Source organism: Phosphitispora sp. TUW77 (assembly GCF_048453025.1).
GTDB lineage: Bacteria > Bacillota > Thermincolia > Thermincolales > UBA2595 > Phosphitispora.
In genome coordinates, this window is sequence record NZ_CP156677.1 from 1,755,013 (window position 1) to 1,779,973 (window position 24,961).

Below are 24,961 nucleotides of genomic sequence, written 5' to 3' on the forward strand. Positions count from 1 at the left end.
ATCACCGGCCTTATCTTTTGCTTTGATGCAACCCGCCAAACCTTCTCTGGCGGTTCTGATAATCAACCAGAGCCTCCAATAAATGCTCTTTCCGGAAATCCGGCCAAAGTACAGGAGAATACCAAAATTCAGCATAAGCAACCTGCCATAGCAAAAAATTACTTATACGTTTTTCTCCGGAAGGCCTGATTAGCAAATCAGGGTCAGGAATTCCGGCAGTGTATAGATATCCGGAAATTATGTTCTCATCAATTTCATCTGGATTTAGTTTCCCTGCTGAAGCATCTCGGCCAATCTGTTTGACCGCTTCTGTTATCTCATTTCTTCCCCCGTAATTCAAGGCCAGGTTCAAGGTAAGCCCGGTATTCCGCAAGGTTTCTTTTTCTGCCATTGCCAGTGCTTCCCGTGACTTGACAGGAAGCTCATCAATTCTTCCGATAGTTTTAACCCGGACATTGTTTTTGTTCAGTTCATTGAGCTCCTTATAAAGGTATTCGGCCAAAAGATCCATCAGAGTAGCAACTTCCTCAGCCGGCCTTTTCCAGTTCTCCGTGGAAAATGCATATACAGTCAAAAAACCCACCCCAAGAGCCGAGCATGTTCTCACTATGTCTCTCAATGAATCAACACCTGCTCGATGTCCTAATGCTCTTGGCAGCCCGCGCTGAGTTGCCCAGCGCCCATTTCCATCCATAATAATAGCAATATGTACAGGCAATTTGTCAGAATCAAGTGACTTATATAAATCAACCTCAGGGGAACTGTTTTTATTTTTGCCTAATCCTAACACACTTAGCCATCCGCAAACCATTTAGCAGCCTCCTGGACTTACAGGAATTGTTAAGATATATTATACCATTAATTACTACTATTTTATATTTATATTATAATTTTTTTATGAAACAAAAAAGGAGAAGCTCCCAAAAGTAAAATCTTACGGGTATACTCCCCTTTCTTTTATGAGTTTTGGCTGAAATAAAAGAGACCAACTCATTAGTTATGAGTCAGTCTCTTGTTAACTACTCTTCAACAATTGCTCCTGTGGGGCAAGCTTCGGCACAAGCGCCGCAATCAACACATTCATCCGCATTAATTACATAAATATCACCTTCTGAAATGGCATCATTGGGGCAAGTATCAAGACAAGAACCGCAAGCTACACATTCATCAGTAATTTTGTAGGCCATATGTTACACCTCCTTTCTATAATCCTGATATGTAATGATAACCTGTAGTCCGCCGTTTCCTGTAGGGGAAAGACGCACTACTCGGGCTATTCCAATAGGTCCGGCTGGTTTGTACGGCGATTTTAGTGAAATTATTTCTTTAACTTCATAACCACAGTTCTGAATGACATTCAATGCCTCATCCAGCACAAACCCAATTACATCAGGCAGCTCCATACATATCCCTCAATCCTGTAATAATTAAACCTCCATAATCTCTTTTTCTTTATTTGCCAGGACTTGGTCAATTTCTTTTATACAACTGTCCGTCAATTTTTGAACCTCTTCATGGCCCCTCTTACTATCATCCTCAGTAATATCTCCACTCTTTTCAAAAGATTTAAGGTTGTCATTGGCATCTCTTCGGATATTTCGAACAGCAACCCTAGCCTCCTCAGACTTTTTCTTAACCACCTTGACCAGCTCAATTCTTCTTTCCTGAGTAAGCTGCGGAATTGTCAGCCTGATAACTGAGCCGTCATTATTAGGATTCAGTCCAAGATCTGATTTTTGGATTGCTTTTTCAATATCACTGATTACTTTTTTATCCCATGGCTGAATAAGCAACAAGCGCGGTTCGGGAACAGAGATATTAGCCATTTGGTTGATAGGAGTAGAAACACCATAGTAATCAACAAGTATTTTGTCCAAAAGAGCCGGAGTGGCCCTTCCCGCTCTCAAAGAAGCAAGTTCCTTACGTAATACGCCAATGGCTTTTTTCATTCTCTCTTCAGATTCACTCACAACCTCTTTAATCACTTTAATTCACCCCCGACAAATGTACCAATATTTTCACCCATTACAACACGTTTTATATTTCCTCTTTCAATAAGGTTAAATACTATAATTGGAATTTTAGTGTCCATACACAAGGAGGTTGCGGTTGAATCCATAACTCCAAGTCCCTTGTTAAGGACTTCAATATAAGATAGCTCATTATACCTCTTAGCGTTAGGATTTTTAACAGGATCGCAATCATAAACCCCGTCTACCTGCTTCGCCATAAGGATAACTTCAGCCTCTATTTCTGCAGCTCTTAAGGCTGCAGTTGTATCAGTAGAGAAATATGGATTTCCTGTTCCCGCACCAAAAATTACCACCCGGCCTTTTTCAAGATGCCTGATGGCACGACGGCGAATATAAGGTTCAGCAACTTCACGCATTTCTATAGCAGTAAGCACCCTGGTGTTAACATCCAGTTTTTCGAGGGCATCTTGCAACGCCAGCGAGTTCATTACTGTTGCCATCATACCCATGTAATCCGCGGTAGCTCTATCCATTCCCTTAGTACTGCCCGCAATGCCCCGCCAAAAATTACCCCCTCCGACAACAATACTAACTTGAACTTTATGGGAAATAATTTCCTTAATCTGTTCTGCTATTGAAAATACAGTTTCTGGGTCGATACCAAACCCTTTCTTGCCGGCTAATGCCTCCCCGCTCAGTTTCAGAACTACTCTTGTATATTTAGGCTTATCCATGTAGTTGCTGCCTCCCATTTCTCTGATTAATGTTCTACGCAACAATAAAAAATCCTTTTGGGAAATAATATTTATTTTAACAGATTACGCAGATAGTGTGAAATTTTAATAGTTTACTATCTGCTAAAAAAAGAGAACACCCGGAGTGTTCTCTTTTTTTAAAACAGTCACAAGGCTTCCCAGACTAACACTTTTTCTGCATAGCGGCAACCTCTGCTGCAAGGTCATTTTCCTTCTTTTGAAGTCCTTCACCCATTTCAAAACGAGCAAAACGGGATACCTTAACCTGTTTTTGGTCAAGCATCTGCTGTACAGTTATATCAGGATCCTTTATGAACGGTTGTTCAACCAAGCAATTTTCCTTGTAATATTTCTCTATTCTGCCAATGACAATTTTCTCAGCAATGTTTTCAGGTTTCCCTTCATTCATAGCCTGAACTTTTAAAATTTCCTTTTCTTTTTCGATAGTATCAGCAGGAACCTGATCACGCAAAGCATATTCCGGCTTGGATGCAGCAACCTGCATAGCCACATCTTTGCCTACTTCCTGAATGTTATCTGCATTCCCTGAAAGCTCTACCAATACCCCAATACGGCCCACACCATGCACATATGCCTCCACAAATCCATCTGATGTCTCGAAGGATATGAAACGGCGTATCGAAATGTTTTCCCCGATTTTGGCGACTTTTTCAGTAAGCAGTTCACTAACGGTACCTGTGTCGTTCTTAACCTGAAGAAGTTCTTCAACATTTGCCGGATTTTTATGTAAAATTATATCGGCAACTTCATCAACAAATGCTTTGAATTGGTCTGTTTTAGCTACAAAATCTGTTTCACAGTTTACTTCCAAAAGTACAGCTTTTTTGTTACTTGAAGCAACTTTTGCCAAAACCAATCCCTCAGCAGCAATACGCCCTGATTTCTTGGCTGCAGCAGCAAGGCCTTTTTCACGTAAATATTCGATTGCCTTTTCCATGTCGCCCGCAGTTTCGGCGAGGGCTTTTTTACAATCCATCATTCCGGCACCGGTGCGTTCCCGCAATTCTTTAACCATTGCAGCAGTTACCATTGTATTTTTTCCTCCTTAAAAATAAGGGTGACTAGGGCTCCTCAACAACCCTGGTCACCCTGATTTGTTTATGCTTCCATTACTTCTGCCTCTGCATCAGTATTTACATCACCTTCAGCATCAGCTTCATTGTCCTTATTCATGTTAATCCCTTCAATTACTGCCTCTGCCATCTTAGAAGTCAGTAATTTGACTGCCCTAATAGCATCATCATTGCCGGGGATTACAAAATCGATCTCATCGGGGTCACAGTTGGTATCAACTATTGCAATTATAGGAATCCCAAGTTTACGTGCTTCTGCCACTGCTATGCGCTCTTTGCGAGGGTCAACAATAAACAGTGCACTGGGAAGGCTTTTCATTTCCTTAATGCCGCCAAGAAACTTCTCCAGTTTCTCCTTTTCATGCATTAAGACAGCCACTTCTTTTTTGGGAAGAACCGTAAATGTCCCGTCAGCCTCCATCCTTTCCAGTTCATGAAGACGGTCAATACGCCTTTTGATTGTCTGGAAATTAGTTAAGGTTCCGCCAAGCCAACGCTGGTTTACAAAAAACATGCCACAACGGGCTGCTTCCTCTCTGACAGCATCCTGAGCTTGTTTTTTGGTTCCCACAAACATGATTGTTTTACCTTCTAAAGCCAACTGCCTGACAAAATTATATGCTTCATCAACTTTCTTGACAGTTCGCTGCAGGTCAATAATATAAATCCCGTTCCGGTCGGTAAAAATATACTCCGCCATTTTCGGGTTCCACCTGCGTGTCTGGTGTCCAAAGTGAACTCCGGCTTCCAAAAGCTGCTTCATGGAAATAATAGCCATTGGAGTCACCTCCTCTCTCAGTGGTTTTTTCCTCCGTTCCGTTCATCTTCCTACAGGTCCGGAATTCCCGGCACCCCTGCAAAAATCCGGAAACGTGTGTATTTTACACCGTTTGATATTGTAGCATAAATTTTAATCGAGTGCAAGTAATATTATTGCATTGAATGGAAATTTTTATACAAGGATGTCAAATTCCTCAGGCTATTGATAAAATTCATTACTTCCCTGTAAGGATTTCCAATATTTGTTCCATGTCTGCGCCGCATGGCAGATTAAAAGTACCTGTTCTAAAATAACGGTGAGCATTCTTTTCAGTTACCAATTGATAAAACTTATTACGGTCTGCAACCACACCCTGTTCTTCAAGCATCCGGGCAATCTTTTCCGAGCCTGTTCCCGCCTTTATTACAAATTTAACAACTTCTGGTTGTTCTGGCATATTTACTTTTTCTATGTTTACGTCTTCTGTGTTTGAATTTTTCTCAGTATCATCAACAGTGTTTTCTTTAGGAAGTACAGGTGTCTTATCTGTTTCTATATCAGCGCTCTCCTGGTATACCATGCCTAGCTGTGTTGCTCTGTCCATAATCTGACTATCGGTCAATTTTTCTGAACCCAAAAAATTAACTAAAAGTGCACTTACTAAAAAACCAAAACCTATTCCAAGCAGAAAATCCTTATTGAATATATTAAGCATTCAATTCTTCACCTTTTCTTTTTATCTGGAGTATTAGACTTACCTCACCTTTCCCAATGTTCATCTGCCTGGCAATCTCGTCCTCAGGATAACCGAGACGTTCCATGGCATAAACCATCTGGTGTTTAGCAGATAATTCCATCTTGGAAACCAAACTGGCAGTACTTGCTCCTTCATCCTCTGGAGAGGCGAAACTCCGCGGAAACATAATAGTATTGTTTGTTTTTTTAGCTGTAACGGAAACGGGGCCGGAATTGTTTTGAGGTTTTTCTTTTTCTTTTTCCTTTTCCATAACTTCGAGTATTTTTAAATCCTTGATAATCTCAGCTTCCTCAATACCGGCGGAAACATCTGCAACAACTTTTTCAGATACAGCTTCTAGCTGGTCTAAAAGCATTTCAACATCACTCCTGGCCAGCCGCAGGTCCTTCTTTAACTGCCTGTATTCCTGAATTTCCTGCTGTCTGATGACATCAGAAACGCGGCCCCGCCAAACAGCAAGTCCAACAAATATTGCTCCTAAAAATATAAACAGGTAACTCAAAACCTCACACCCTTTATATCTTGATATCAAAAAGTTTTCCTCTGTCAGGGTCTTTTAGCTCTTCCTGTTTTTCCTCTTCTTTTCCTCCCTGGCGACTTTTTTCCCTTGCTTCATTATGACCGGAAGCCTTATCCCCAGTTTCTTGTTCGATTCTCTGTCCGTCAGATTTCTCGGAATTACGCACCTTATGCTTCTGTATGTCCATTTGTTTCTGGAACTCTGCAGCTAATTGCTGCTGTTGAGTATGGTCCTGCTGATTCTGTATAGGCTGGTTACGATTAACTTCGGAAACCTTCGGCAGAAGAACCTGCATGTCAATGGGACGCAAAGTCATAATCTTCCACCACCTATCATTATTTGTATGGGTTAATTTTTATTTCTCCCATCACATTTGTCAGAGTCACAAACGGCAGGTCGTCAAATACCTGCATGGTTGCCGAGCCAATGGTCACTTTAACTCCCGGACATATAACTCCATGAACTTTAATGCGTCCCCGCCCGGACTGCTGTATTTGTGCCTCAATGTCTGCAAGCAAGGTTTTAAGTTCTTCAATTTCACGGGTGATTTCTCCATGTACTTTGGCAACTCTGACAAGTATCGCTTTTTTATCATCAGGAAGGGAACCCTGGGTCTGCTCCAAGTGCTTTAATAATTTAACTGCCTTTTCTGCCTTTTCTAAATCAGCTTCCTTAGCCTGCTTCTCCTTTGAAACAACTGAACATCTGCGCCTCAGTTCCGGATTTACACCTGTTTCCAACTCCGTTGCAGTGGCCATAGAAGAACCTACAGTTTTACAGTTTATTTCTTCACCGGCTCTGACAAGCCCGCCGACTATAACCCCCTTACCTCCTACCACAACTGACTTTCGAGCATTAACTCTACTGTGCATAATAGCTTCTCCAACTATTACGTCAATTCCAGACTCCAGTACCGAATTTTCAATAAATCTGCTAATAACACTTCCTCCGGCCTTAATCCTGGACTTGCTTCTGCCAATTATACCGTTCTTTACCTTAAGGGTACCTGTACATTCTACAATTCCGTCACTTATGTTGCCCATTACATCAACATCACCGTCAGCAACAATTTTAAACCCTTCCCTGAGACTGCCCTTAACAACAACAGTACCGTTAAACTCTATGTTTCCGGTATTAAAATCAACATCGCCGTTAATTTCATATATATTAGAAACACTTATAGTGTTTCCGGCTATTACCACATGCCCATTTGCAGCAGCTACAGCAATATTACGGTCATCACTAAGCTTAACATTCTTCCCAACGGTCAGTTGAACATCTTTGCCGGGTTTTGCGGGAATTTCTACTCCGGTAACGGTGAATCCCGAGGTTCCAGGCTTAGCCGGTATTTTAACAGCAAGCTCCTGCCCCGGTTCAACATTTTGAATCATGTGCAGGTTATAAAAATCCACCCTGCCATCAACAAGTTCTTCCGGTTTTCCTAGACTTGCAGAATTAACCTTATATTCAATTACAGCACTTTCCCCATCAACCGGTTCAGAGCCTGCGGCTATTGTCAGGACTTCCCCCATTTGGCCTGATTTCAGAGCAAAATCAATTGCATTTTCTAATATTCCGTGAACAACATTGTTATCCTTCAGGGCCTTTTCAATGTCATTTCTGGTAACCGGTTTTCCCTTGCCCCTAGGAGGATATACAGTTATATAGGCCTCCATTTTGTTTTTACTAAGTTCTACCAGTACATGCCCATCTTGTTCACATTCTTCCTGATGTGGTGCAATTAATTCAGGAACCCCTTTCATTTCTTTAACTACTTGCTGAACCTTTCTGGAATCAACGTTTTTGATGCCCCGCAAATCCAGTTCCCTAGCAACATGTTCCAAAGTTATTACCAAACCACTCACGCCTGGGGGAGTTATAGTAAGGAACACCCCATCTGGTTTAAACTGCAGGTGCATTTTACCGTTTTCCAACATACCATTAGCTACATCCTCAGCTTTTTCAAGAATCTTTTCCATATCCTGTTGGGTAAGATTTTTTAAGGCATCCTCACTCATTTGGTTATCCTCCATTTAATCGAAAATCTTTTTTTTCACCCTGCTTAAGCGGCCGCGGAGCCGCAAAACAGCCTTAGTATGCAGCTGTGATATCCTGGACTCGGTAACACCCAGTACTTTGCCAATTTCTTTTAGTGTTAGTCCCTCATAATAGTACAGAGCAATTACCAGCTTTTCCCGTTCCGGAAGTTTGTTTATGGCATCGGTCAAAGTTAGTTTTCTCTCTTCAAACATTACCATTGAAACAGGATCAACAGCTTTTTCATCCTCAATAGTTTCAATCACCCTGATAGAATTAACTCCATCCTTGTCAAATTTCCATATCTCGTCAAGTGATAAAAAGGAAGTAAAACTGGTTTCCATCAATAATTGAACAAATTGTGGCTTGCTTATACTAAGAGCATCGCAAACTTCGTCATCTGTTGCTGCCCTTCCAAGTTTACTTTCAAGTCTGGCATATGTATATTCAAGTTCTTTAGCCTTCTGCCGAACCGAATAGGGAACCCAATCCATAGACCTTAAACCATCCCAAATAGCTCCCTTAATCCTGGCAATAGCATAAGTCTCAAACTTGATGTTGCGTTCGAGTTCAAATTTTTCAATGGCATCCATCAGCCCAAATATCCCGTAACTTATCAGGTCATCCTGCTGCACACTCGGTGGTAGGGAAATCACCATCCGACCGGCAACATACTTAACCAGTCCCACATAAGACAGGATTAGCTGCTCTCTGGCAGAAACATCGTTATGAATCTTATAACGTTTCCATAACTGTCCAATTTCATTTGCAGCAACAGAAGGGTTCATAAAAACCTCCTACAGGATTTTATTCATCATTACCCATTTTCTTAATAATTTCTGCCATTCTCTCCGGGTCATTGTTGATAACTCTCTCCAAATCAGGGTCAATTTGTTTTGCATTAATAGGCGAAAACTCATCTAGAGGATCTGAAACCGTAAAGTCCAACTGTCCGCCCACATCATGGCTTTGTGCAAAAAGACTCTCTCTCGCATCAGGCAATGGCAAGGCATATTTGCCTATCAATCTGAAAAGTACCCATAGCAATACCGAAAACGACATGCCTGCCAAAAAAGCCCGGCCTAGACAGGCTTTAAGGGTTACACCGGATAGGAGACCAATAAACATTATCAATAAGAAAACCGTACCAAATACCAAAACTAAAACCCGTCTATATCCCGAAAACACTTAAGGTCCCCCTCAAATAAACTTTTCCCCCAGATTTATAGTCCTGACATACAATTTGCCTGTTTCAGAATAAAATTCTATGGTCCTGCCATAACTGCCGCCTGTATCTTCAGCAAGTAATCGTATCCTGAGTGACTGCAATGCGACTTTTACCGCTTCAGTATTTCGTTCGCCAATTTTCATTATGTCACTGGAGCTATAGAATGAAAACATCTGAGCACCGCCGGCTATTTTAGCAAACAGGCGGGATTTCTCCGCACCGTTTTTTTTCATTTCATTAATAAGCATGGGAACAGCTGTGTCGGCAAATTTTGCATCATTTGCCGTCTTCCCCAAAGAACTTGAAGGCAGCATAATATGTGCCATACCGGAGACTTTTGTAAGCGGGTCCCACAAGCAAATTCCCACACATGAACCGAGGCCGCAGGTCTGTAAAACATCAGGGCATACGGCAACGTTAAGGTCGGCCATTCCAATCTTGATTATTTTTGCCATCAGCCCTTCACCCCAATCGCCTCCATTATTTTTTCAAGCGAATCGGCTTCAGGCAGCAAAAAAAAGTGTCCGGTAAGATTCCCTTCAATTTCGCTAAAAACCGTTTCCATCAAAAGAGCATGATCCCCGGCAATACCAATCCGGGCCAGAACTGTATTCAATATGGCGCCTGCCATGTCTATCGCTAAGGCAGGCACTGAAGGCAAAAACTCCAGATTTGTGAAACTAGCCAAGGAATTTAGATATGCACCTGAAACAATATTGCCTACCTCCGAAAGAGCTGACAGTCCGAATTCATCCAAGTCTTCATCCCGGCTATATTTTCGATCCATAAGGTACCCTGCTAAGGTCTTGGCACTATCAAGCGGAAACATAAATAAAATATTACACGGAGCCGGTCCGTCAACAGTAGTAAAAATTCCGGCAACCAGTTTTTCGGCACCTCCAACTGCATCAGGCACCTCGGAAAAAGGCAGTACACTAATTGAAGGAACAGACATTCCTACTTTTCGTCCCATAAGCTGAGATAAAGCGGTAGCGCCGTTTCCGGCGCCTATAGTGCCGATTTCCCTGAAAGCATCCAACTGTATAGCGCTGATGTTCTCATACAAAGACATCATTACATCCCCCTTCCCGCTGAAGCAGAATCATTAACCTCAAAAATTGTTTCCAGGTTAAGCATTATCAGCAGCCTGTTGCCCAGTTTACCGATACCGGAGAAAAACTCAGTATTTCCTCCGTTTCTACTGGAGGGAGGAGGACCCACTGACTGCGCGGGAAGCCAAACTACCTCAGACACGCTGTCAACTAAAACACCAACCATATCATTGTTCCAGTTGATTACTACTATTCTGGCAGTTTCTTCAGGAGCTTTAGATGGTAACCCAAACCTTTTCCGCAAATCCATTACCGGAATAACCTTGCCTCGAAGATTAATTACCCCTGAAATAAAAGCTGATGCATAAGGCACTCTTGTAATATCAATGACCCTAATTATCTCCTGAACTCTTTTAATTTCAATTGCATATTCCTCATCCTCAACCGTGCAGGCAACTACCTGAATTCCATTTTCCAACATCTGTCTCCCCCCTTAAAACAACCCTGCCACATCTATAATCAGAGATACCTGGCCATCTCCAAGGATAGTTGCTCCAGCTACAATAGGAATGTTTGCCAATAGGCTGCCAAGAGACTTTATCACTATCTCCTGCTGCCCTATCAGGGCATCAACCAAAAGCCCCAGTCTTTTCACACCATTTTTGACAACTACAATATTAATTTCCTCATCCTTAGGCATATCAGAGGGCTGAACCTGCAGTACTTCAGTAAGCCTGATAAGAGGTAAAACATCACCTCTCAGAAGAATAATCTCCTGGTCTTGTATTTTATTTACCTGTTCAGGCAATACACTAGTCGTTTCGGCTATAAAACTCAACGGTATCGCATAAGTCTCATCTTCAACCATCACCAGCAAAGCCTGGATTATAGCTAATGTGAGAGGTAATTGGATTTTAAATTTAGTCCCCCGGTTAGGGAAACTCTCAATATTAATACTGCCGCTTAATGCCTCAATCTTATTTCTGACAACATCCATTCCCACACCCCGTCCGGAGATGTCGGTTATTTTTTCAGCAGTACTAAAACCAGGTCTTAAAACAAGCCGAACAGCATCAGTATCACTAATTTGAGCAGCGCTTTCAGCATCAAGGATACCCTTTTCAAGAGCTTTTTGTTTAATAATTTCAGGGTCAAGCCCCTTTCCATCATCTTCAACCTCAATAACTACATTATTGCCTTCATGGCGGGCAGATAACACAACTCTCCCCTGTTCCGGCTTTTCGGCCGCAGCTCTCAATTCGGGTGCCTCTATTCCGTGATCGACAGCATTCCTCAGCAGGTGTACCAATGGGTCACCAACTTCATCTATAACGGTACGATCAAGTTCAGTATCTTTTCCTTCAATTACAAGTTCAATATCTTTTCCCAGCTCTTTGGCTAAATCTCTCACCATACGGGGAAAACGGCTAAATACAATATCAATAGGCACCATCCTGACGTTCATTACTACGTTCTGCAAATCAGTAGTTATTCTATCCATCAATTCAAGGGTTTCATTGAGTTCCGGAACCTGGGTTTGCTTACTAATCTGTTCAAGCCTTGTTTTGTTAATTACCAGTTCCCCAACAAGATTAATTAAATTATCAAGCTTAGTCGTATCTACCCGCACAGTTTGAACGGATTTGGTCTTGGCGGGAATAACAGCAGGTTCATTTTTGGTTAATTCGGAATTATGGGTGCCGGGCGCATCTAAATCGTGTTTATCACCAGTGTCAGATGCCTTATCATGCTGAAGAGACTCTGACCCTGCCGCATCACATTGAACCCGGTCACTCTGTGGGTTTGTTGAAAACGCCTGAGAAATAACGGTAATGTCCGGCTCCGCTACCTCAGTTAAAGATACCAGACCCTTTCTTACAGTTTCCTGCTGTTCCATGGATATCAAGACAACTTCAAAACTAGTGTCAAACTTTTCTTCTTCAATTTCCTGGACAGGCGGAATACTCTTTATAATTTCACCAATAGCCTCCATATTTTTAAAAACCATAAAGGCCCTGGCTGATTTCATAACACAGCGCGGGTCAATTGAAACAATAATGTGGTAGCATTGGAAACCCTGTTTAATTGCCTGTTTAATCAGGTTTTTTTCGAATTCATTAAAATCAATTGATGTTACAATATACTTTCCTGGGGAAGCACTTCCAACAGGACGGCCCGGTGAAGGCGAATTTTTGGCCTCAATGTCATTGGATAGCTTATCAACCTGCCCATCCTGTTCATTAAGGATTTTTAATTCAGACAGAAGGTCATCAATGCCTAAATTACCTTCCCCTCCTCCGGCAATATCATTAATCATATTATCAAGTAAATCAACACACTTAAAAAGCAGGTCAACAATTCCCGAATTAGAAAGAAGCTCACCACTTCTCAGTTTGTGTAAAACATTCTCCATGTTGTGAGTAAGCTCAGCAACCTGGTTAAATCCCATTGTTGCAGACATACCCTTTAATGTATGTGCAGACCTGAAAATCTCGTCAAGAATTGCGCGGTTTTCCGGCGAGCCTTCCAATGCAAGGAGAGCTTCATTAAGTTTCTGCAAATGCTCCTGAACTTCTTCCAAAAACAAACCCCTGTATTGATTCATGTCCATTGCCTTCACCTCCAACAGGTAAGTCGTTGTTTAAATATTATTAATGATTTCTTGGGCAATCCGAAATATTGGAGCTACAATATCAGCACACCTGTTTTCAATTGCCGCTCTTGGCATCCCGTATATCACGCAGGTTGACTCATCTTCAACAATAGTACGTCCTTTTGCTTCCTGAATCTTCTTTAATCCTGCCACCCCATCTTGTCCCATACCGGTCAGCAGTACTCCCAAAAGCGGCACCCTGCATTCAATCAATGAGTCCATCATCTTGTCAATAGAAGGCCTCAGTCCACCCACAGGAGGTTCATCTGTAAGAGTTATATAAAAGCGGTCATCCAGCCGCTTAATTTTCATATGCCTGTCACCGGGGGCAATTAATACCGTCCCGGGAATTAATTCGTCACCATCCCTGGCCTCTAGAACCTCAAGCTCTGAATTGCTGTTAAGCATTTCTGCCAAAGATTCGGTAAACCCAGCTGCCATATGCTGAACCACAGCTATTGCGGCCGGAAAATTTCCTGGCAACTTTGAAAAAATATCCTGCAGCGCCCTTGGCCCTCCGGTAGATGCCCCAATAGCAACTATTTTCGATATAGTTTTCCCCGGAGTAAATTGTTGTTTCATTGCCTGCCTGCCCATATGGCCGGTCCAAAATGCCGCCACGCTGCGGATTGACTCTATATCCACCCGTGCTGCAGCTTTAACCTTCTTGATCAGTTCATCTTTTACCTTATCCAGGTCAAAGGAAATATTACCCGAAGGTTTAGCTACGAAATCCAAAGCACCAATTTCAAGAGATTTTATTGTAGCTGCCGCCCCATCCTTTGTCCAAGTACTCAGCATAATTACCGGAACAGGGCATTGCATCATAATTTTTTGCAGCGCAGTAAGGCCGTCCATTTCAGGCATCTCAACATCCATAGTCACAACATCAGGTCTGAGTTGAATTACTTTTCTCAGAGCTTCAGCCCCATTGACTGCTGTTGCTATTACTTCAAGATCGTTATCTGTATGTAATATGTCAGTAATAAGTCTGCGCATAAATGACGAATCATCAACAACAAGAACTCGATACCGTCTATTCATTAAACTGTGCCACCCCTATAGAAGTCCTTTTCTTCTCAATTCCCTCTGCCGGTTAAAAATGAACTTAATTATTTTATCTCTTTCTAATTCCTCAATCATTGTAAACTCAAAACCCACTGAATATTTCATTTTGGTTTGCGGCAGATTCTCCATAACCCTGACAACACGTCCGACAGACCTAATTTTCTCGTTTTGTCCAAAGAATATCTGTGCATCCAGAATATCTCCAAAACTTAATACCTCATCACACATAAACATCATACCGCCACCGCTAATATCTACCGAAACGGCCTCAAACGAGCTGCTCTTAGACTCAAAACTGTTATCAAGCCTACAGAACAATAACTTTAGCTGTATATCAAGCCTTACAAAGTTCCTTCTTTGAATTTTCTTTATATTATCCGGTTTTCCCAGGATTACCATTTCAGCATTATCATTATCCTGCGAAAGAACCGTGGTAAAAAACACATATACTGCAGTACTGTCAGTATAAATAAGCTTTACTTTAGAACCCTGACCCATTGCCACACGGGAACCGCCTTTAACAGGTACAGCCACAATTATTCTATCATCAGACAGACCATATACCTTACTCCTGTACTGTTTTAAGGTATCATTAGGCAATTCCAGTTCTACGGTCTGGTTTATTTTTATGGGATCAAAAGAACCCAAATTATTCACTCCTTTCATAACCATCAAATCTAACCAAAAAGTCTCGCAATCTTACCAAAAAAGGCCTTCACACCAGCAGGTTCCGGCTGTAACTCCTGATCCAGCATCTGTGCTGCCAAGCGCAAAATACATTCTGCCGCGGACGATTTGGGGTATTTTAGGAGAAACGGTTCCTGACTCTTTACCGCCTTCGAGACACTGGGGTCATCCAAAATAAACCCCAGATGACCAATATTGAGCTTAAGAAATTTTTCAGCAACAATTTTAAGCTTACTCGCAGTAATATCTGCCTCCTGGGCATTTTCCACCCTGTTTACTACCAAGTGAACCACTCCATGCTTTCTTTTGGAAGTCATAGCCTTTACAATGCCGTAGGCATCGGTAATTGCCGTAGGCTCAGGCGTAGTAATTACTATTACCTCATCTGCTGCAAGCACAAAACTCATTACATTTTTAGAAAGTCCTGCAGCAGTATCGATTATTATTATATCTGCAATTCCTTCCAGTTCCTCAAGCTTGGCAATAAACTGCTCTACCTGCCATTTTCTCAGATTGGCCAGTTCCTGCATCCCGGAGCCACCGGCAATTATTTGAAGACCCTGGGGTCCCGGCAGGATAATGTCCTGAATATTTTTTTCACCCTTTAAAACATTGTAAAGAGTATGACTGGGATTTATTCCCAGTATGACATCAATATTGGCTAAACCCAGATCTGCATCAAGAATTAAAACCCTCTGCCCATAAGACATCAGAGCCAGGGCAAAGTTGATGGTGAAATTAGTCTTGCCAACCCCTCCTTTACCGCTTGTCACAGCGATAATCCGGGTTTTCTTCTGTGTCCCCTTAATTTCACATTCAACCTGATTCTTAAGGTTTCTGGCCAATACGCGAAGTTTTTCGGCTTGGTCACGCATGGCTATCTCTCCCTCATAATCATATTGGCTATTTTGCTGGGATCCGCTATTTCAATATCATCAGGAACGTTTTGCCCAACCGTTACATAAGATAAGTGCTTCTGAGTACTGCTGACAACATTCAGAATAGACCCATAAGTTGAAGTCTCGTCGAGTTTTGTAAATACCAGCCTGGTAACAGGAATATCAGAATAACTGTTGACAATATCCATCATATCTTTGTAACGGGTTGTAGCACTCAAGACCAAAAATATATCTGATGGTTCCGCCATATCAAGAAAATTTCGCAGCTCGTTCATCTGTTCGCTGTTCTTATGGCTTCGCCCTGCAGTATCAATCAGAACCAGATCTTTATCCGTATGTCCGGCAATTGCTTTCTGGAGTTCCTGAGGAGTATATACCACATCAACCGGAATACCAATTATCTCACCATAAGTCTTTAATTGCTCCACAGCTGCAACCCGGTATGTATCTGCGGTTATCAAGGCAACCTTTTTTTTGTGGACAATGGAAAAAGTGGCTGCCAGCTTTGCTATTGTAGTTGTTTTGCCTACCCCGGTCGGTCCTACCAACACAATCGACTGTTGCCCCAGAACCTGTTTCTTAAAAGAAACCGGTCTTGGTTTTTTCAACATCCGGAGAAGCTGTTTCTCCAGTGATTTTCTAATAAGGTCACTGTTGCCGATCTCCTCCCGAGGTAACTGTTTTAAGATGGTTTGCAGCATTTTTTTGGTCAATTTATCATCAACATCATTATCGGTTAATATTTGGTGAAACCTTTGTATCTGTTTAGGCAGGCTCCGGATATCCTGTGCCATATCTATCTGATTAATGACTTCATTGAGCATATCCTTCATTTCCTGAAATTCCTCACGCAAGTCCTGCTCTCCCGCAGCAACGGTTTCAGCAGTTTCTTCCATGGTAATGGCAGTCATTCTGCCCAATCCTGGTTTTTCCTGCTTTTCCGGTATGTTTTGAGCAGTTTTGCCGGCAGATACCGGAGTTTGAGGCGGGTTGACATCCTCTACTGCCGCAGTTACTTCAAACTTTGATTTCCCAAAAAACCCCAAAAAACCTCCCTCCTTGAACTTCCTCGTATGCAAAATAACAGCATCCTTGCCCATATCCATTTTTACTTTGAGCATTGCATCCTGCAAGGTTTCGGCAACATACCTCTTTACACGCACTAAATATTCACCACCCCTAGAGATTGAACATTTATTCTGCCTTCGAGCTCGTTATATGAAAGTACGACTAACTCGGGAATCAGCTTTTCTGTAAGTTTTTTAAAGTAGATTCTGACTACCGGGGCACACAATACTATTGGCTGGTAACCATTACGAGAGGCGCTTTCCACTTTTGCCGTAAGACTGTTAAATATCATTCTGGCTTTATCCGGATCCAGGGCAATATATGACCCATGTTCAGTTTTCTGGATAGAATCCCTGACAATCTGTTCAACACCAGGGTCAAGGGTGATTACATGCAGTGTATCACTGGAATCAGTGTACTGTTTTACAATAGTCCTCGCCAGTGCTTGTCTTACATATTCTATGAGTACATCTGTGTCTTTTGTTGCCCTGGCATGATCGGCCAGTGTCTCCAGAATTGTGACCAAATCCCTGATGGGAACCCTTTCCGCCAGCATTCCGGCCAATACCTTTTGTATTTCACCAAGGGTCATCAAGCTGGGTACTAATTCTTCGACAACTGCCGGATGTGTTTTCTTTACATAATCGAGCAAATTTTGTACATCCTGCCTGCCAAGCACCTCATGAGCATGGCTCTTAATAACTTCAGTAAGGTGGGTAGCAATAACCGAAGATGGATCGACAACAGTATATCCTGCAAGTTCCGCCTGTTCTCGCATATTGGGAGATATCCATTTGGCCGGCAGTCCAAAGGCAGGTTCCACTGTATCTATGCCCTTAATTCCATTATCGGTAAGTCCGGAACTCATGGCAAGGTATTGGTCTGGCATAATTTCTCCACTTGCCGCCTCTACGCCTTTAATCTTAAAGACATAACTGTTAGGCTTTAACTGCATGTTATCCCTCATCCTGATTGGAGGCAGAACAATACCCAGTTCAAGCGCACACTGCCGCCTGATCATTACTACCCTGTCAAGAAGGTCTCCACCCTGATTAGCATCTACCAATGGAATAAGGGAATAACCCATCTCTATCTCAAATACATCAACTTGTAATAGTGAGATGACATTTTCCGGTTTTTTAATTTCTTCAACTTCTTCCGCCTGCTCCATTTCATGCTGCTTAAGCTTCTGGTCATCTTGAATTTTCTTCATAGAATAGGCACCTGCAGCCATGATTCCCGCAAGTATAAAAAACGGTACCGGGGGCAGCCCCAAAATACCCAGGGTAGCAAGAGCAGCTGCTGCAATAGCCAGAACGCGGGGGCGGCTCATTAGCTGTACTGAAATCTCCTGACCAAGGCTTACTTCAGAAGATGCGGCCCTGGTTACGGTTATACCTGTCGCTGTAGATATCAGCAGGGCCGGGATCTGAGAAACCAACCCGTCACCTACAGTTAGAATGGTGTAAGTATTCAGGGCATCTGTAAGATCCATCCCTCTTTGCAAAACACCAATGGCAAATCCTCCAAGTATATTGATTACTACAATAACAATTCCGGCGATTGCATCACCCTTAATAAACTTTGAGGCACCATCCATAGCTCCATAAAAATCCGCCTCCCTCTGAATCCTTTCCCGTCTTTCGATAGCCTCCCTGTCATTAATCAGGCCTGCATTGAGGTCAGCATCAATACTCATCTGTTTTCCGGGCATAGCATCAAGGGTGAATCTGGCCGCAACTTCAGAAACTCTCTCAGCACCTTTGGTAATTACAATGAACTGAATGACAACAAGTATCAGGAAAATTACAAAACCCACTACCGGGTTGCCCCCGATAACATATTGCCCAAATTTTTCAATAATCTGTCCGGCAAACCCGTTAAGCAGAACCAATCTTGTTGAACTGACATTAAGGGAAAGCCTGAATATCGTCATAATCAATAAAAGAGACGGGAATGATGAGAATTGGAGCGGTTCATGGTTATACATACTGACCAGCAAAACTACTAAAGCCAGTGTAATATTTACAGTCAGGAAAAGATCCAACAGTGTGGTAGGAATGGGGATTACCATCATAACTACCATTCCAATGACCGCAACTGCTACAAATATGTCACTGTACTTTGTGATTCTGGATAGCGCAACCTGCTGTGCTGCCATTTCGGTCCTCCTCTTAAATCTTTCCCTTAAGCTTATACACAAAAGCCAAGACTTCTGCAACTGCCTGATAGAGATCGGCAGGAACCGCATCCCCTATCTCTGTAGCAAAGTAAAGTGACTGGGCCAATGGTTTGTTTTCCACTATCACAATATCATGTTCCTTAGCAGTTTCCCGGATCTTAAGTGCTATCCTATCCTGGCCCTTGGCTATAACTGTAGGGGCTAACATCGTTGCCGGGTCATACTGCAAGGCAACAGCAAAGTGTGTAGGGTTAGTAATCACAACATCTGCCTTGGGCAATGCCTGCATCATCCGCATCATTGACATCTGTCTCTGCTTTTGCTTAATCTTGCCCTTAATCTGTGGGTCACCTTCTACCTGCTTGTATTCCTGCTTGACTTCATATTTCTCCATCATCATCTTCTTTTCATTACGCCACTTCTGAAAAATATAATCAATTATTGCAATAATTACAAGCCAGAGAATTATCTTAAAAACCACTCGCAAAACTACAGTCCCGATAAAAGCTGTCGAAGCCCTGAGATTCATTTCACTCAAACCGGAAAAATTCATGAACTCCTTCATTACTTCTATGTAGGCGATATAGCCAACTAACAACACCTTAAAAATCGATTTCACCAGTTCAGCAAGAGACTGGAGGGAAAATATTCTTTTCAGACCCTGAACCGGATCAATATTCTTTAAATCAAATTTAACTGAAGCAACATCAAACCGGAATCCGGTCTGAACAACCGAAGCCGTCAGGCCAGCAACCAGACAGCCACCTACTATTGGAACCAGTATCTTGGCCGAAAAAACCATCACCATCATTAAAATGCTCTGTAGTACCCTGTAATCAATCATAAAATCCTTTTGACCAAATAGCTTAAAGATATCGGAGGTTAACACCGACCATCCGTCGGCAAATCCCGGAGCCAGGAACTTCACACCAAGGAAGCCTGCCAAAAGGACCAAAACAGAGTTAATCTCAGAACTTTTGGCTATCTGTCCTTTTTTAGCTGCTTCCTGTCTCCTTTTTACGGTAGGTTTTTCGGTCTTTTCAGCAAATAACTGCAGGTTTATCCTGAAACCATGTAAACGCAACTGTTCCATCGCTAAACCTCTTTACCCATAATTTGCAGCATTTTGAGGGTATCCTGAAAGTTGCCTTCAAATAGAAATTCTAGTGTAATAATATATATAGGAAGAATTATTGTAAGCATTATTGCTCCCATAAATATTTTTGCAGGTATCCCAACAAAGAAAACCGGCATTTGGGGCATCATCCTCGCTACCATCCCAAGGGCAACTTCAGCTACAAATAGAGCACCAATTACCGGCATGGCAAGTTTTAAACCGGTAACCAGCATTGTTCCAAATATATCTATCATGAAGTTTGTAGCCTCTGGAGGTGCCGTAAAACCAAATATAGGGATTTTATCATAGCTCTTATAAAGGGCTAAAATTATATAGTGATGACTATTAGTAACCAGAAATACCAAAAGTGCAATTATATTTTTAAAGGAGCCTATCAGTGATGCCTGTGTCATATTGAGGGGGTCAACAACATTAACAATGCTGTACCCCATCATAAAATCAATATTTTGACCGGCAAACTGAACAGCCGCGAAGACAAATTGAGCCATAAAGCCTATTACCAGGCCGATAATTATTTCACCGGCCATATATAACACAAAAGGTCCTATTTGTGCCGGAATAACAGGTGTTGTCAACTGAAGGCTGGAAAACATAATTACTGACAAAATTATTGTCATCAACGCCTTTACCTGACCCGGCATTACCCTGTTGCTGAATATAGGGGCCGCTATAAAAATACCGCTGACCCTTGCCAAAACCATCAGGAATAAATCTATACTTGAGGCTATTTGTCCTATAATTTCCACAAATATGCCCTACTTCCAAAGTTATTTTATAACTATAAAGCTATTGAGATTGATAAAAATATTTGACATATATGCCAACATGACATTTAGCATCCATGAACCGAAAAACACAATCACAGCAAGAACAGCAACAATCTTAGGCACAAACGTAAGGGTCTGTTCTTGGAGATGGGTAGTAGCCTGAAAAAAGCTAATCATAATGCCAATTATCAGGCTGCTGCCAAGAATTGGTGATGCCACCAGCAAAACCGTAAACAACGCCTCTCTTGCCAGGTATACTATATTATCAGCACTCATTGTTTATCCCCTTTCACTGAAAACTAAGAATCAGGGAACGGGTTAAAAGGTACCATCCGTCCACCATGACAAAGAGAAGAATTTTAAACGGCAGTGATATCATCATGGGAGGAAGCATAATCATTCCCATTGACATCAGAGAACTGGCCACAATCATATCTATGACAATAAAAGGAACAAAAAGCATAAATCCTATCTGGAACGCTGTCTTCATTTCACTCAGAACAAAAGCCGGAATAAGAACCAATGTCGGTACATCATCATAAGTTTTGGGACGGGGACTGTCCGACAGCTTAACAAATAAAGCCAGGTCCTTTTCCCTTGTTTGTTTAGACATAAACTCCCTAAGTGGTTTTACCGCATTATCCAGGGCTTGTTCTTGATTAATGGTTCCCTGCATATAAGGCTGCAGAGCATTCTGGTTTATGTCCGACCAGGTAGGTGCCATGATAAAGAAGGTCAGGAAAAGAGCCATCCCTATAATTACCTGATTGGGTGGAGCCTGCTGAGTAGCCAAGGCGCTCCGCATAAAAGAAAGAACAATGATTATCCGTGTAAAAGAAGTCATCATTATGAGGATTGACGGCGCCAGTGACAAAATAGTCAACAAAAATAGTATCTGCAAGCTAGCTGACATTTCTGCCGGGTTATCCGCATTCCCCACTCCAATATTGATACTGGGCAGGGTCACTTCCGGTGCGGCACTGACCGGTCCGGCCCAAAAAACGAGAGCGGCTGTAACCATTATTACGAAAAATATCGTATTCCGCTTGATTATGGCTGACCTATTCATCACCGTCATCTCCCTGGGTAAAATTCCCCCGCTTTTCTGTAATTGACTGTAGCCTCTGAATCTGCTTTTTAATATGATGATTGAATGACTTCTGCCTGGAGCCGGGAATATTTAACCTGGAAGGTAATATTCGCTCAAGTATGCCTGGTGGAATAACACCTTCAGCTTCTCTTGCTTCAGCTGTTTCAATCATTTCATCTATTATTTCTTCATCAGTAATTTCGGAAATGAGACTGATGTTTTGGTCCGTCACCCCCAGGACGTATACCTTACCAGCTATCCGAGTTATGTAAATACCTTTATTCATACTAAAGGCATACTGGTCCAGGATACTAATTGTATCTCCCCTTGATGAAACCTTCATACTTTTGCGCAAAAACCTAATCGTCAGGTATGCTAATCCTACAATTATAATAAGACTGAGGACCAGTTTGATAAACAAAACAGCCATGCTCGGCATCGGAGCAACCTGGGGCTCTTCGATATTTTCCAGGTTCAATTCCCGGGAAGCAGCCAAGGCTTTTTCAGCCGATAAAACTACATACCCGGTAAAGACAGCAAAAAGCGGCAGGATACGCCTGGTAAATAATTGCTTCATTAAATTGACCTCTCTCTTGTTAAAGGGTTTATGACAGAGCCTTTCTTACTGCCTCCAGCACCCGGTCCGGTTGAAAAGGTTTCACAATAAAGTCCTTAGCCCCGGCCTGAATAGCATCAATAACCATTGCCTGTTGTCCCATAGCACTGCACATGATGATATTAGCATTAGAATCAAATTCCCTAATTTCCTTGACAGCAGTGATGCCATCCATTTCAGGCATTGTAATATCCATTGTCGTAAGATCCGGCTTAAGCTGTTTGTATTTCTCAACTGCAACACTGCCATTCTCTGCTTCCCCGACAATCTGGTACCCTTTTTTAGTCAGAATATCTTTAATCATCATGCGCATAAAGGCTGCATCATCCACAATGAGAATACGCGCTCCCATAACTATCCTCCTTATCACTGTTTATTGTAAATTCGTTACTCTCTCAATTGGCGAAATTATATCTGTAACTCTGATTCCGAAATTTTCATCAATAACAACCACTTCTCCCTTTGCCAGCAGTTTCCCGTTCACCAATAGGTCAACAGGCTCACCGGCAAGCTTGTCCAGTTCTACAACAGAACCTGGTCCTAAAGCCAGTATTTCTCGGATAGTCTTGCGGGATTTGCCCAGTTCAACAGTAATTTGCAAAGGCACATCCATAATCAAGTCAATATTGGCAATTTCTCTGGACTGGAAACCAGACTGCATGGGAGCAAACTGCACAGGCTTTACAGGGACTTCAGCAGACCGAACTGCAGACCTTCCAGCCGATATGCCCTGCTGGCTTTCAGACCTAAAATTACCCGCCTGTTGAATTGTTGATATTTCTGCCGCTGTGGCTGCATAATCAAAACCAACATTGCCTTCTTCACCGCCGTTGATCTCCTGACTAAGCAAATTCTCTATATCGGACAGACCGATACTGTCCTGAGGTTCCGGAGCAGCCATTTCATCCATAAGATTCCTAACCATACTCCGGGCAAAATCTAAAGGAATTAACTGCATTATCTCACTATCAATCAGCCCTTCGATAATCATTCTGAAAGATACCTTTACAAACACCTGTCCCTTTTCACCAAAACTCCCTTTAAGTTCATCTGTGGCAAAATTGACTTCTTCAACAGTAGGGGGAGAAATTTCTACCCTATCCTTTATTATAGTTGACATAGCAGTTGCTGCCGACCCCATCATTTGGTTCATAGCTTCACTAATAGCACTAAGATGCATTACACCGAGCTCGGCAGGGGGCGCCTGACCATCACTGCCCATCATCAGGTCAACCATCACACAAGCATCATGATTCCTGATAATCAGGATATTAGCTCCGCTTAATCCGGTAATATATTCTACATCTACCAGCACATAAGGTAACGGGTATTCCTGCCTAAAAGCTTCAGGATCTGTCAATTGAACCACCGGAGTGGTAATCTCTACCTTGCTCCCTAAAAGAGTGGACAGTGCTGTTGCTGCAGAGCCCATTACAATATTGGCAACTTCACCGACAGCATCTTTCTCCATATCCGTAAGCCCGTCCCCGTACTGTATCGGACCGGGTTGCGACTTTAAAGATTCCGGTTCCACATACCCCTCATTATCAACTTCTTTTACCATGGTATCTGACCTTAATAAAGCATCTATTTCTTCTTGGGACAGAACACCGTCACTCATCAGTATCATCTCCTTCCTTAACAATTGACGAAATTCTAACAGCCATTTTACTTCCCAATGTTCCGGGCTTCCCTAAGTACTTTTTACGTGAACCCACCATAATCTCTACAGGGTCATTAACTTTATTATCCAACATAATAACATCACCTGGTTGAAGTTCCAGAAGTTCCCTAACATTTATTGATGCTTTTCCGATTAATGCCGTAAGATTCAAATTTGCTTTCTCTATCTGGTGCTTTATCAGGTTAACGGTTTCCTGGGTAGTCTCCTTTGCTGTGCCGGCAAACCAAAAATGAGCAGATAACTTGCCAATAATCGGTTCCAAAACAATATAGGGAATACACATATTAATCAGACCTTCATTATCCCCAAACCGCGTCCTAAATGAAACCAAAACCACCATTTCTGAAGGAGATACAATTTGCGTGAAAAGCGGATTTGACTCAATTACCTCAAGCTTTGGTTTAAGGTCAATGATGTTTTCCCAAGCCTCTCTGAATATATCCAGAGTACGGACAACTACCTTTTCGATAACTACACGTTCAATATCGGTCAGGTCACGAATACTTTCCGGCGCCTGGCCAGGGCCGCCAAACAACCTGTCTATTATGGTAAATATTATTGAAGGATTAATTTCCAGTATTGCATTTCCTTCAAGAGGCTCTGCCCGAAATATATTCATAATAGTAGGGTTTGGCACTGAATGAATAAACTCATCATAAGTCAACTGCTCTACTGAATGAACTGTTATCTGAACAATTGTACGCAGGTGTGCCGAAAAAAACGTTGCCAAGAGCCGGGCATAGTTTTCGTTGATAGCTTGAATAGTATGAATCTGCTCTTTGGAAAACTTGCTGGGCCTCTTGAAATCATATACCCTTATTTTCTTATGGGATTCATCTTTTTTCTTAAACTGGTCCGGCTGCACCTGATCAGTGGATAGTGCCGATAATAGAGCATCTATTTCGTCTTGGGATAGAATTTCACTCACTTTGC

The 24,961-nt window shown here is 42.2% G+C and carries 30 protein-coding genes; all 30 read right to left on the bottom strand.

Translation table 11 applies throughout. The features are described from left to right. Positions 1 to 10 precede the first annotated feature (10 nt). The 30 genes from ABFY19_RS08330 to fliM all read right to left on the bottom strand — a co-directional run bounded on the left by ABFY19_RS08330 (position 11) and on the right by fliM (position 24,956). Entirely contained in the window at positions 11 to 811 is an 801-nt protein-coding gene (locus ABFY19_RS08330; protein WP_418790199.1) for an isoprenyl transferase, read from the bottom strand. Between the two features lie 208 nt (positions 812 to 1,019). After that, on the bottom strand, positions 1,020 to 1,187 hold the full coding sequence (locus ABFY19_RS08335; protein WP_418790200.1) for a DUF362 domain-containing protein: 168 nt from the start codon (positions 1,185 to 1,187) through the stop codon (positions 1,020 to 1,022). Positions 1,188 to 1,190: 3 nt separating this feature from the next. Then, a complete protein-coding gene (locus tag ABFY19_RS08340; RefSeq protein WP_418790201.1) occupies positions 1,191 to 1,403 on the bottom strand; it encodes a hypothetical protein in 213 nt (70 codons plus the stop codon). Between the two features lie 24 nt (positions 1,404 to 1,427). Continuing rightward, on the bottom strand, positions 1,428 to 1,985 hold the full coding sequence (gene frr, locus ABFY19_RS08345) for a ribosome recycling factor (RefSeq protein WP_418790202.1): 558 nt from the start codon (positions 1,983 to 1,985) through the stop codon (positions 1,428 to 1,430). Next, positions 1,982 to 2,707 carry a UMP kinase gene (pyrH, locus tag ABFY19_RS08350; protein ID WP_418790204.1) on the bottom strand — a complete coding sequence of 242 codons (726 nt, stop codon included), beginning with the start codon at positions 2,705 to 2,707 and terminating at the stop codon, positions 1,982 to 1,984. The genes frr and pyrH overlap by 4 nt, the downstream gene beginning before the upstream one ends. Before the next feature lie 184 nt (positions 2,708 to 2,891). Next, complete coding sequence (gene tsf / locus ABFY19_RS08355; protein WP_418790205.1) at positions 2,892 to 3,779, bottom strand: translation elongation factor Ts; 888 nt, start codon at positions 3,777 to 3,779, stop codon at positions 2,892 to 2,894. A 68-nt stretch (positions 3,780 to 3,847) separates the two neighbouring features. Beyond that, entirely contained in the window at positions 3,848 to 4,600 is a 753-nt protein-coding gene (gene rpsB / locus ABFY19_RS08360; protein WP_418790206.1) for a 30S ribosomal protein S2, read from the bottom strand. Positions 4,601 to 4,817: 217 nt separating this feature from the next. Then, positions 4,818 to 5,297 (bottom strand): hypothetical protein, encoded by a 480-nt coding sequence (locus ABFY19_RS08365; protein ID WP_418790207.1) that lies wholly within the window; start codon positions 5,295 to 5,297, stop codon positions 4,818 to 4,820. Next, entirely contained in the window at positions 5,290 to 5,841 is a 552-nt protein-coding gene (locus ABFY19_RS08370; protein WP_418790208.1) for a hypothetical protein, read from the bottom strand. The genes ABFY19_RS08365 and ABFY19_RS08370 overlap by 8 nt, the downstream gene beginning before the upstream one ends. A 13-nt stretch (positions 5,842 to 5,854) precedes the next feature. Continuing rightward, the gene (locus ABFY19_RS08375; protein ID WP_418790209.1) at positions 5,855 to 6,175 is read right to left on the bottom strand and encodes a hypothetical protein; all 321 of its coding nucleotides are present in this window, start codon (positions 6,173 to 6,175) and stop codon (positions 5,855 to 5,857) included. A 19-nt stretch (positions 6,176 to 6,194) separates the two neighbouring features. Then, positions 6,195 to 7,877, bottom strand: a complete 1,683-nt coding sequence (locus tag ABFY19_RS08380) for a FapA family protein (protein ID WP_418790210.1) — start codon at positions 7,875 to 7,877, stop codon at positions 6,195 to 6,197. A gap of 15 nt (positions 7,878 to 7,892) precedes the next feature. Continuing rightward, positions 7,893 to 8,684 carry an RNA polymerase sigma factor WhiG gene (gene whiG, locus ABFY19_RS08385; RefSeq protein WP_418790211.1) on the bottom strand — a complete coding sequence of 264 codons (792 nt, stop codon included), beginning with the start codon at positions 8,682 to 8,684 and terminating at the stop codon, positions 7,893 to 7,895. A 19-nt stretch (positions 8,685 to 8,703) separates the two neighbouring features. After that, positions 8,704 to 9,084, bottom strand: a complete 381-nt coding sequence (locus ABFY19_RS08390) for a hypothetical protein (protein WP_418790212.1) — start codon at positions 9,082 to 9,084, stop codon at positions 8,704 to 8,706. Positions 9,085 to 9,096: 12 nt separating this feature from the next. Next, positions 9,097 to 9,579: a chemotaxis protein CheD gene (locus ABFY19_RS08395; protein WP_418790213.1), complete on the bottom strand. Its 483-nt coding sequence runs from the start codon at positions 9,577 to 9,579 to the stop codon at positions 9,097 to 9,099. After that, positions 9,579 to 10,199 carry a chemotaxis protein CheC gene (locus tag ABFY19_RS08400; RefSeq protein ID WP_418790214.1) on the bottom strand — a complete coding sequence of 207 codons (621 nt, stop codon included), beginning with the start codon at positions 10,197 to 10,199 and terminating at the stop codon, positions 9,579 to 9,581. The genes ABFY19_RS08395 and ABFY19_RS08400 overlap by 1 nt, the downstream gene beginning before the upstream one ends. Further along, positions 10,199 to 10,657, bottom strand: coding sequence for a chemotaxis protein CheW (locus ABFY19_RS08405; RefSeq protein ID WP_418790215.1), 459 nt, complete (start codon positions 10,655 to 10,657; stop codon positions 10,199 to 10,201). Before ABFY19_RS08405 ends, ABFY19_RS08400 begins: the two co-directional genes overlap by 1 nt. Before the next feature lie 12 nt (positions 10,658 to 10,669). Beyond that, positions 10,670 to 12,787 carry a chemotaxis protein CheW gene (locus ABFY19_RS08410; RefSeq protein WP_418790216.1) on the bottom strand — a complete coding sequence of 706 codons (2,118 nt, stop codon included), beginning with the start codon at positions 12,785 to 12,787 and terminating at the stop codon, positions 10,670 to 10,672. A gap of 30 nt (positions 12,788 to 12,817) precedes the next feature. After that, the gene (locus tag ABFY19_RS08415; RefSeq protein WP_418790218.1) at positions 12,818 to 13,873 is read right to left on the bottom strand and encodes a protein-glutamate methylesterase/protein-glutamine glutaminase; all 1,056 of its coding nucleotides are present in this window, start codon (positions 13,871 to 13,873) and stop codon (positions 12,818 to 12,820) included. A gap of 15 nt (positions 13,874 to 13,888) precedes the next feature. Then, on the bottom strand, positions 13,889 to 14,545 hold the full coding sequence (locus tag ABFY19_RS08420) for a flagellar brake protein (protein WP_418790220.1): 657 nt from the start codon (positions 14,543 to 14,545) through the stop codon (positions 13,889 to 13,891). 29 nt (positions 14,546 to 14,574) lie between these two features. Beyond that, positions 14,575 to 15,459 (bottom strand): MinD/ParA family protein, encoded by an 885-nt coding sequence (locus ABFY19_RS08425; protein WP_418790221.1) that lies wholly within the window; start codon positions 15,457 to 15,459, stop codon positions 14,575 to 14,577. 2 nt (positions 15,460 to 15,461) lie between these two features. Further along, complete coding sequence (gene flhF, locus ABFY19_RS08430) at positions 15,462 to 16,646, bottom strand: flagellar biosynthesis protein FlhF (protein ID WP_418790222.1); 1,185 nt, start codon at positions 16,644 to 16,646, stop codon at positions 15,462 to 15,464. Next, the gene (gene flhA, locus ABFY19_RS08435) at positions 16,646 to 18,712 is read right to left on the bottom strand and encodes a flagellar biosynthesis protein FlhA (protein ID WP_418790223.1); all 2,067 of its coding nucleotides are present in this window, start codon (positions 18,710 to 18,712) and stop codon (positions 16,646 to 16,648) included. Before flhA ends, flhF begins: the two co-directional genes overlap by 1 nt. 13 nt (positions 18,713 to 18,725) lie before the next feature. Beyond that, a complete protein-coding gene (gene flhB, locus ABFY19_RS08440) occupies positions 18,726 to 19,826 on the bottom strand; it encodes a flagellar biosynthesis protein FlhB (RefSeq protein ID WP_418790224.1) in 1,101 nt (366 codons plus the stop codon). A gap of 2 nt (positions 19,827 to 19,828) precedes the next feature. Then, positions 19,829 to 20,617 carry a flagellar biosynthetic protein FliR gene (gene fliR, locus ABFY19_RS08445; RefSeq protein WP_418790226.1) on the bottom strand — a complete coding sequence of 263 codons (789 nt, stop codon included), beginning with the start codon at positions 20,615 to 20,617 and terminating at the stop codon, positions 19,829 to 19,831. A gap of 21 nt (positions 20,618 to 20,638) precedes the next feature. Then, complete coding sequence (gene fliQ, locus ABFY19_RS08450; protein ID WP_418790227.1) at positions 20,639 to 20,914, bottom strand: flagellar biosynthesis protein FliQ; 276 nt, start codon at positions 20,912 to 20,914, stop codon at positions 20,639 to 20,641. Between the two features lie 13 nt (positions 20,915 to 20,927). Next, positions 20,928 to 21,707 (bottom strand): flagellar type III secretion system pore protein FliP, encoded by a 780-nt coding sequence (gene fliP / locus ABFY19_RS08455; RefSeq protein ID WP_418790229.1) that lies wholly within the window; start codon positions 21,705 to 21,707, stop codon positions 20,928 to 20,930. Then, entirely contained in the window at positions 21,700 to 22,305 is a 606-nt protein-coding gene (locus ABFY19_RS08460) for a FliO/MopB family protein (RefSeq protein ID WP_418790230.1), read from the bottom strand. The genes fliP and ABFY19_RS08460 overlap by 8 nt, the downstream gene beginning before the upstream one ends. Positions 22,306 to 22,333: 28 nt before the next feature. Then, a complete protein-coding gene (locus ABFY19_RS08465) occupies positions 22,334 to 22,696 on the bottom strand; it encodes a response regulator (protein ID WP_418790232.1) in 363 nt (120 codons plus the stop codon). A 21-nt stretch (positions 22,697 to 22,717) separates the two neighbouring features. Further along, the gene (gene fliY / locus ABFY19_RS08470) at positions 22,718 to 23,965 is read right to left on the bottom strand and encodes a flagellar motor switch phosphatase FliY (RefSeq protein ID WP_418790233.1); all 1,248 of its coding nucleotides are present in this window, start codon (positions 23,963 to 23,965) and stop codon (positions 22,718 to 22,720) included. Further along, positions 23,958 to 24,956, bottom strand: a complete 999-nt coding sequence (fliM, locus tag ABFY19_RS08475; protein WP_418790234.1) for a flagellar motor switch protein FliM — start codon at positions 24,954 to 24,956, stop codon at positions 23,958 to 23,960. Before fliM ends, fliY begins: the two co-directional genes overlap by 8 nt. Between the last annotated feature and the right edge of the window lie 5 nt (positions 24,957 to 24,961).

Coding starts and splice junctions, on each gene's coding strand:
- flhA (WP_418790223.1), bottom strand. CDS start 18,712: ATGGCAGCACAGCAGGTTGCGCTATCCAGAATCACAAAGTACAGTGAC.
- ABFY19_RS08380 (WP_418790210.1), bottom strand. CDS start 7,877: ATGAGTGAGGATGCCTTAAAAAATCTTACCCAACAGGATATGGAAAAG.
- rpsB (WP_418790206.1), bottom strand. CDS start 4,600: ATGGCTATTATTTCCATGAAGCAGCTTTTGGAAGCCGGAGTTCACTTT.
- ABFY19_RS08340 (WP_418790201.1), bottom strand. CDS start 1,403: ATGGAGCTGCCTGATGTAATTGGGTTTGTGCTGGATGAGGCATTGAAT.
- ABFY19_RS08405 (WP_418790215.1), bottom strand. CDS start 10,657: ATGTTGGAAAATGGAATTCAGGTAGTTGCCTGCACGGTTGAGGATGAG.
- ABFY19_RS08415 (WP_418790218.1), bottom strand. CDS start 13,873: ATGAATAGACGGTATCGAGTTCTTGTTGTTGATGATTCGTCATTTATG.
- ABFY19_RS08335 (WP_418790200.1), bottom strand. CDS start 1,187: ATGGCCTACAAAATTACTGATGAATGTGTAGCTTGCGGTTCTTGTCTT.
- ABFY19_RS08465 (WP_418790232.1), bottom strand. CDS start 22,696: ATGGGAGCGCGTATTCTCATTGTGGATGATGCAGCCTTTATGCGCATG.
- fliP (WP_418790229.1), bottom strand. CDS start 21,707: ATGAATAGGTCAGCCATAATCAAGCGGAATACGATATTTTTCGTAATA.
- ABFY19_RS08365 (WP_418790207.1), bottom strand. CDS start 5,297: ATGCTTAATATATTCAATAAGGATTTTCTGCTTGGAATAGGTTTTGGT.
- ABFY19_RS08425 (WP_418790221.1), bottom strand. CDS start 15,459: ATGCGTGACCAAGCCGAAAAACTTCGCGTATTGGCCAGAAACCTTAAG.
- tsf (WP_418790205.1), bottom strand. CDS start 3,779: ATGGTAACTGCTGCAATGGTTAAAGAATTGCGGGAACGCACCGGTGCC.
- ABFY19_RS08410 (WP_418790216.1), bottom strand. CDS start 12,787: ATGGACATGAATCAATACAGGGGTTTGTTTTTGGAAGAAGTTCAGGAG.
- ABFY19_RS08375 (WP_418790209.1), bottom strand. CDS start 6,175: ATGACTTTGCGTCCCATTGACATGCAGGTTCTTCTGCCGAAGGTTTCC.
- ABFY19_RS08400 (WP_418790214.1), bottom strand. CDS start 10,199: ATGATGTCTTTGTATGAGAACATCAGCGCTATACAGTTGGATGCTTTC.
- flhB (WP_418790224.1), bottom strand. CDS start 19,826: ATGGAACAGTTGCGTTTACATGGTTTCAGGATAAACCTGCAGTTATTT.
- fliY (WP_418790233.1), bottom strand. CDS start 23,965: ATGAGTGACGGTGTTCTGTCCCAAGAAGAAATAGATGCTTTATTAAGG.
- fliQ (WP_418790227.1), bottom strand. CDS start 20,914: ATGAGTGCTGATAATATAGTATACCTGGCAAGAGAGGCGTTGTTTACG.
- whiG (WP_418790211.1), bottom strand. CDS start 8,684: ATGAACCCTTCTGTTGCTGCAAATGAAATTGGACAGTTATGGAAACGT.
- pyrH (WP_418790204.1), bottom strand. CDS start 2,707: ATGGATAAGCCTAAATATACAAGAGTAGTTCTGAAACTGAGCGGGGAG.
- ABFY19_RS08330 (WP_418790199.1), bottom strand. CDS start 811: ATGGTTTGCGGATGGCTAAGTGTGTTAGGATTAGGCAAAAATAAAAAC.
- ABFY19_RS08395 (WP_418790213.1), bottom strand. CDS start 9,579: ATGGCAAAAATAATCAAGATTGGAATGGCCGACCTTAACGTTGCCGTA.
- ABFY19_RS08460 (WP_418790230.1), bottom strand. CDS start 22,305: ATGAAGCAATTATTTACCAGGCGTATCCTGCCGCTTTTTGCTGTCTTT.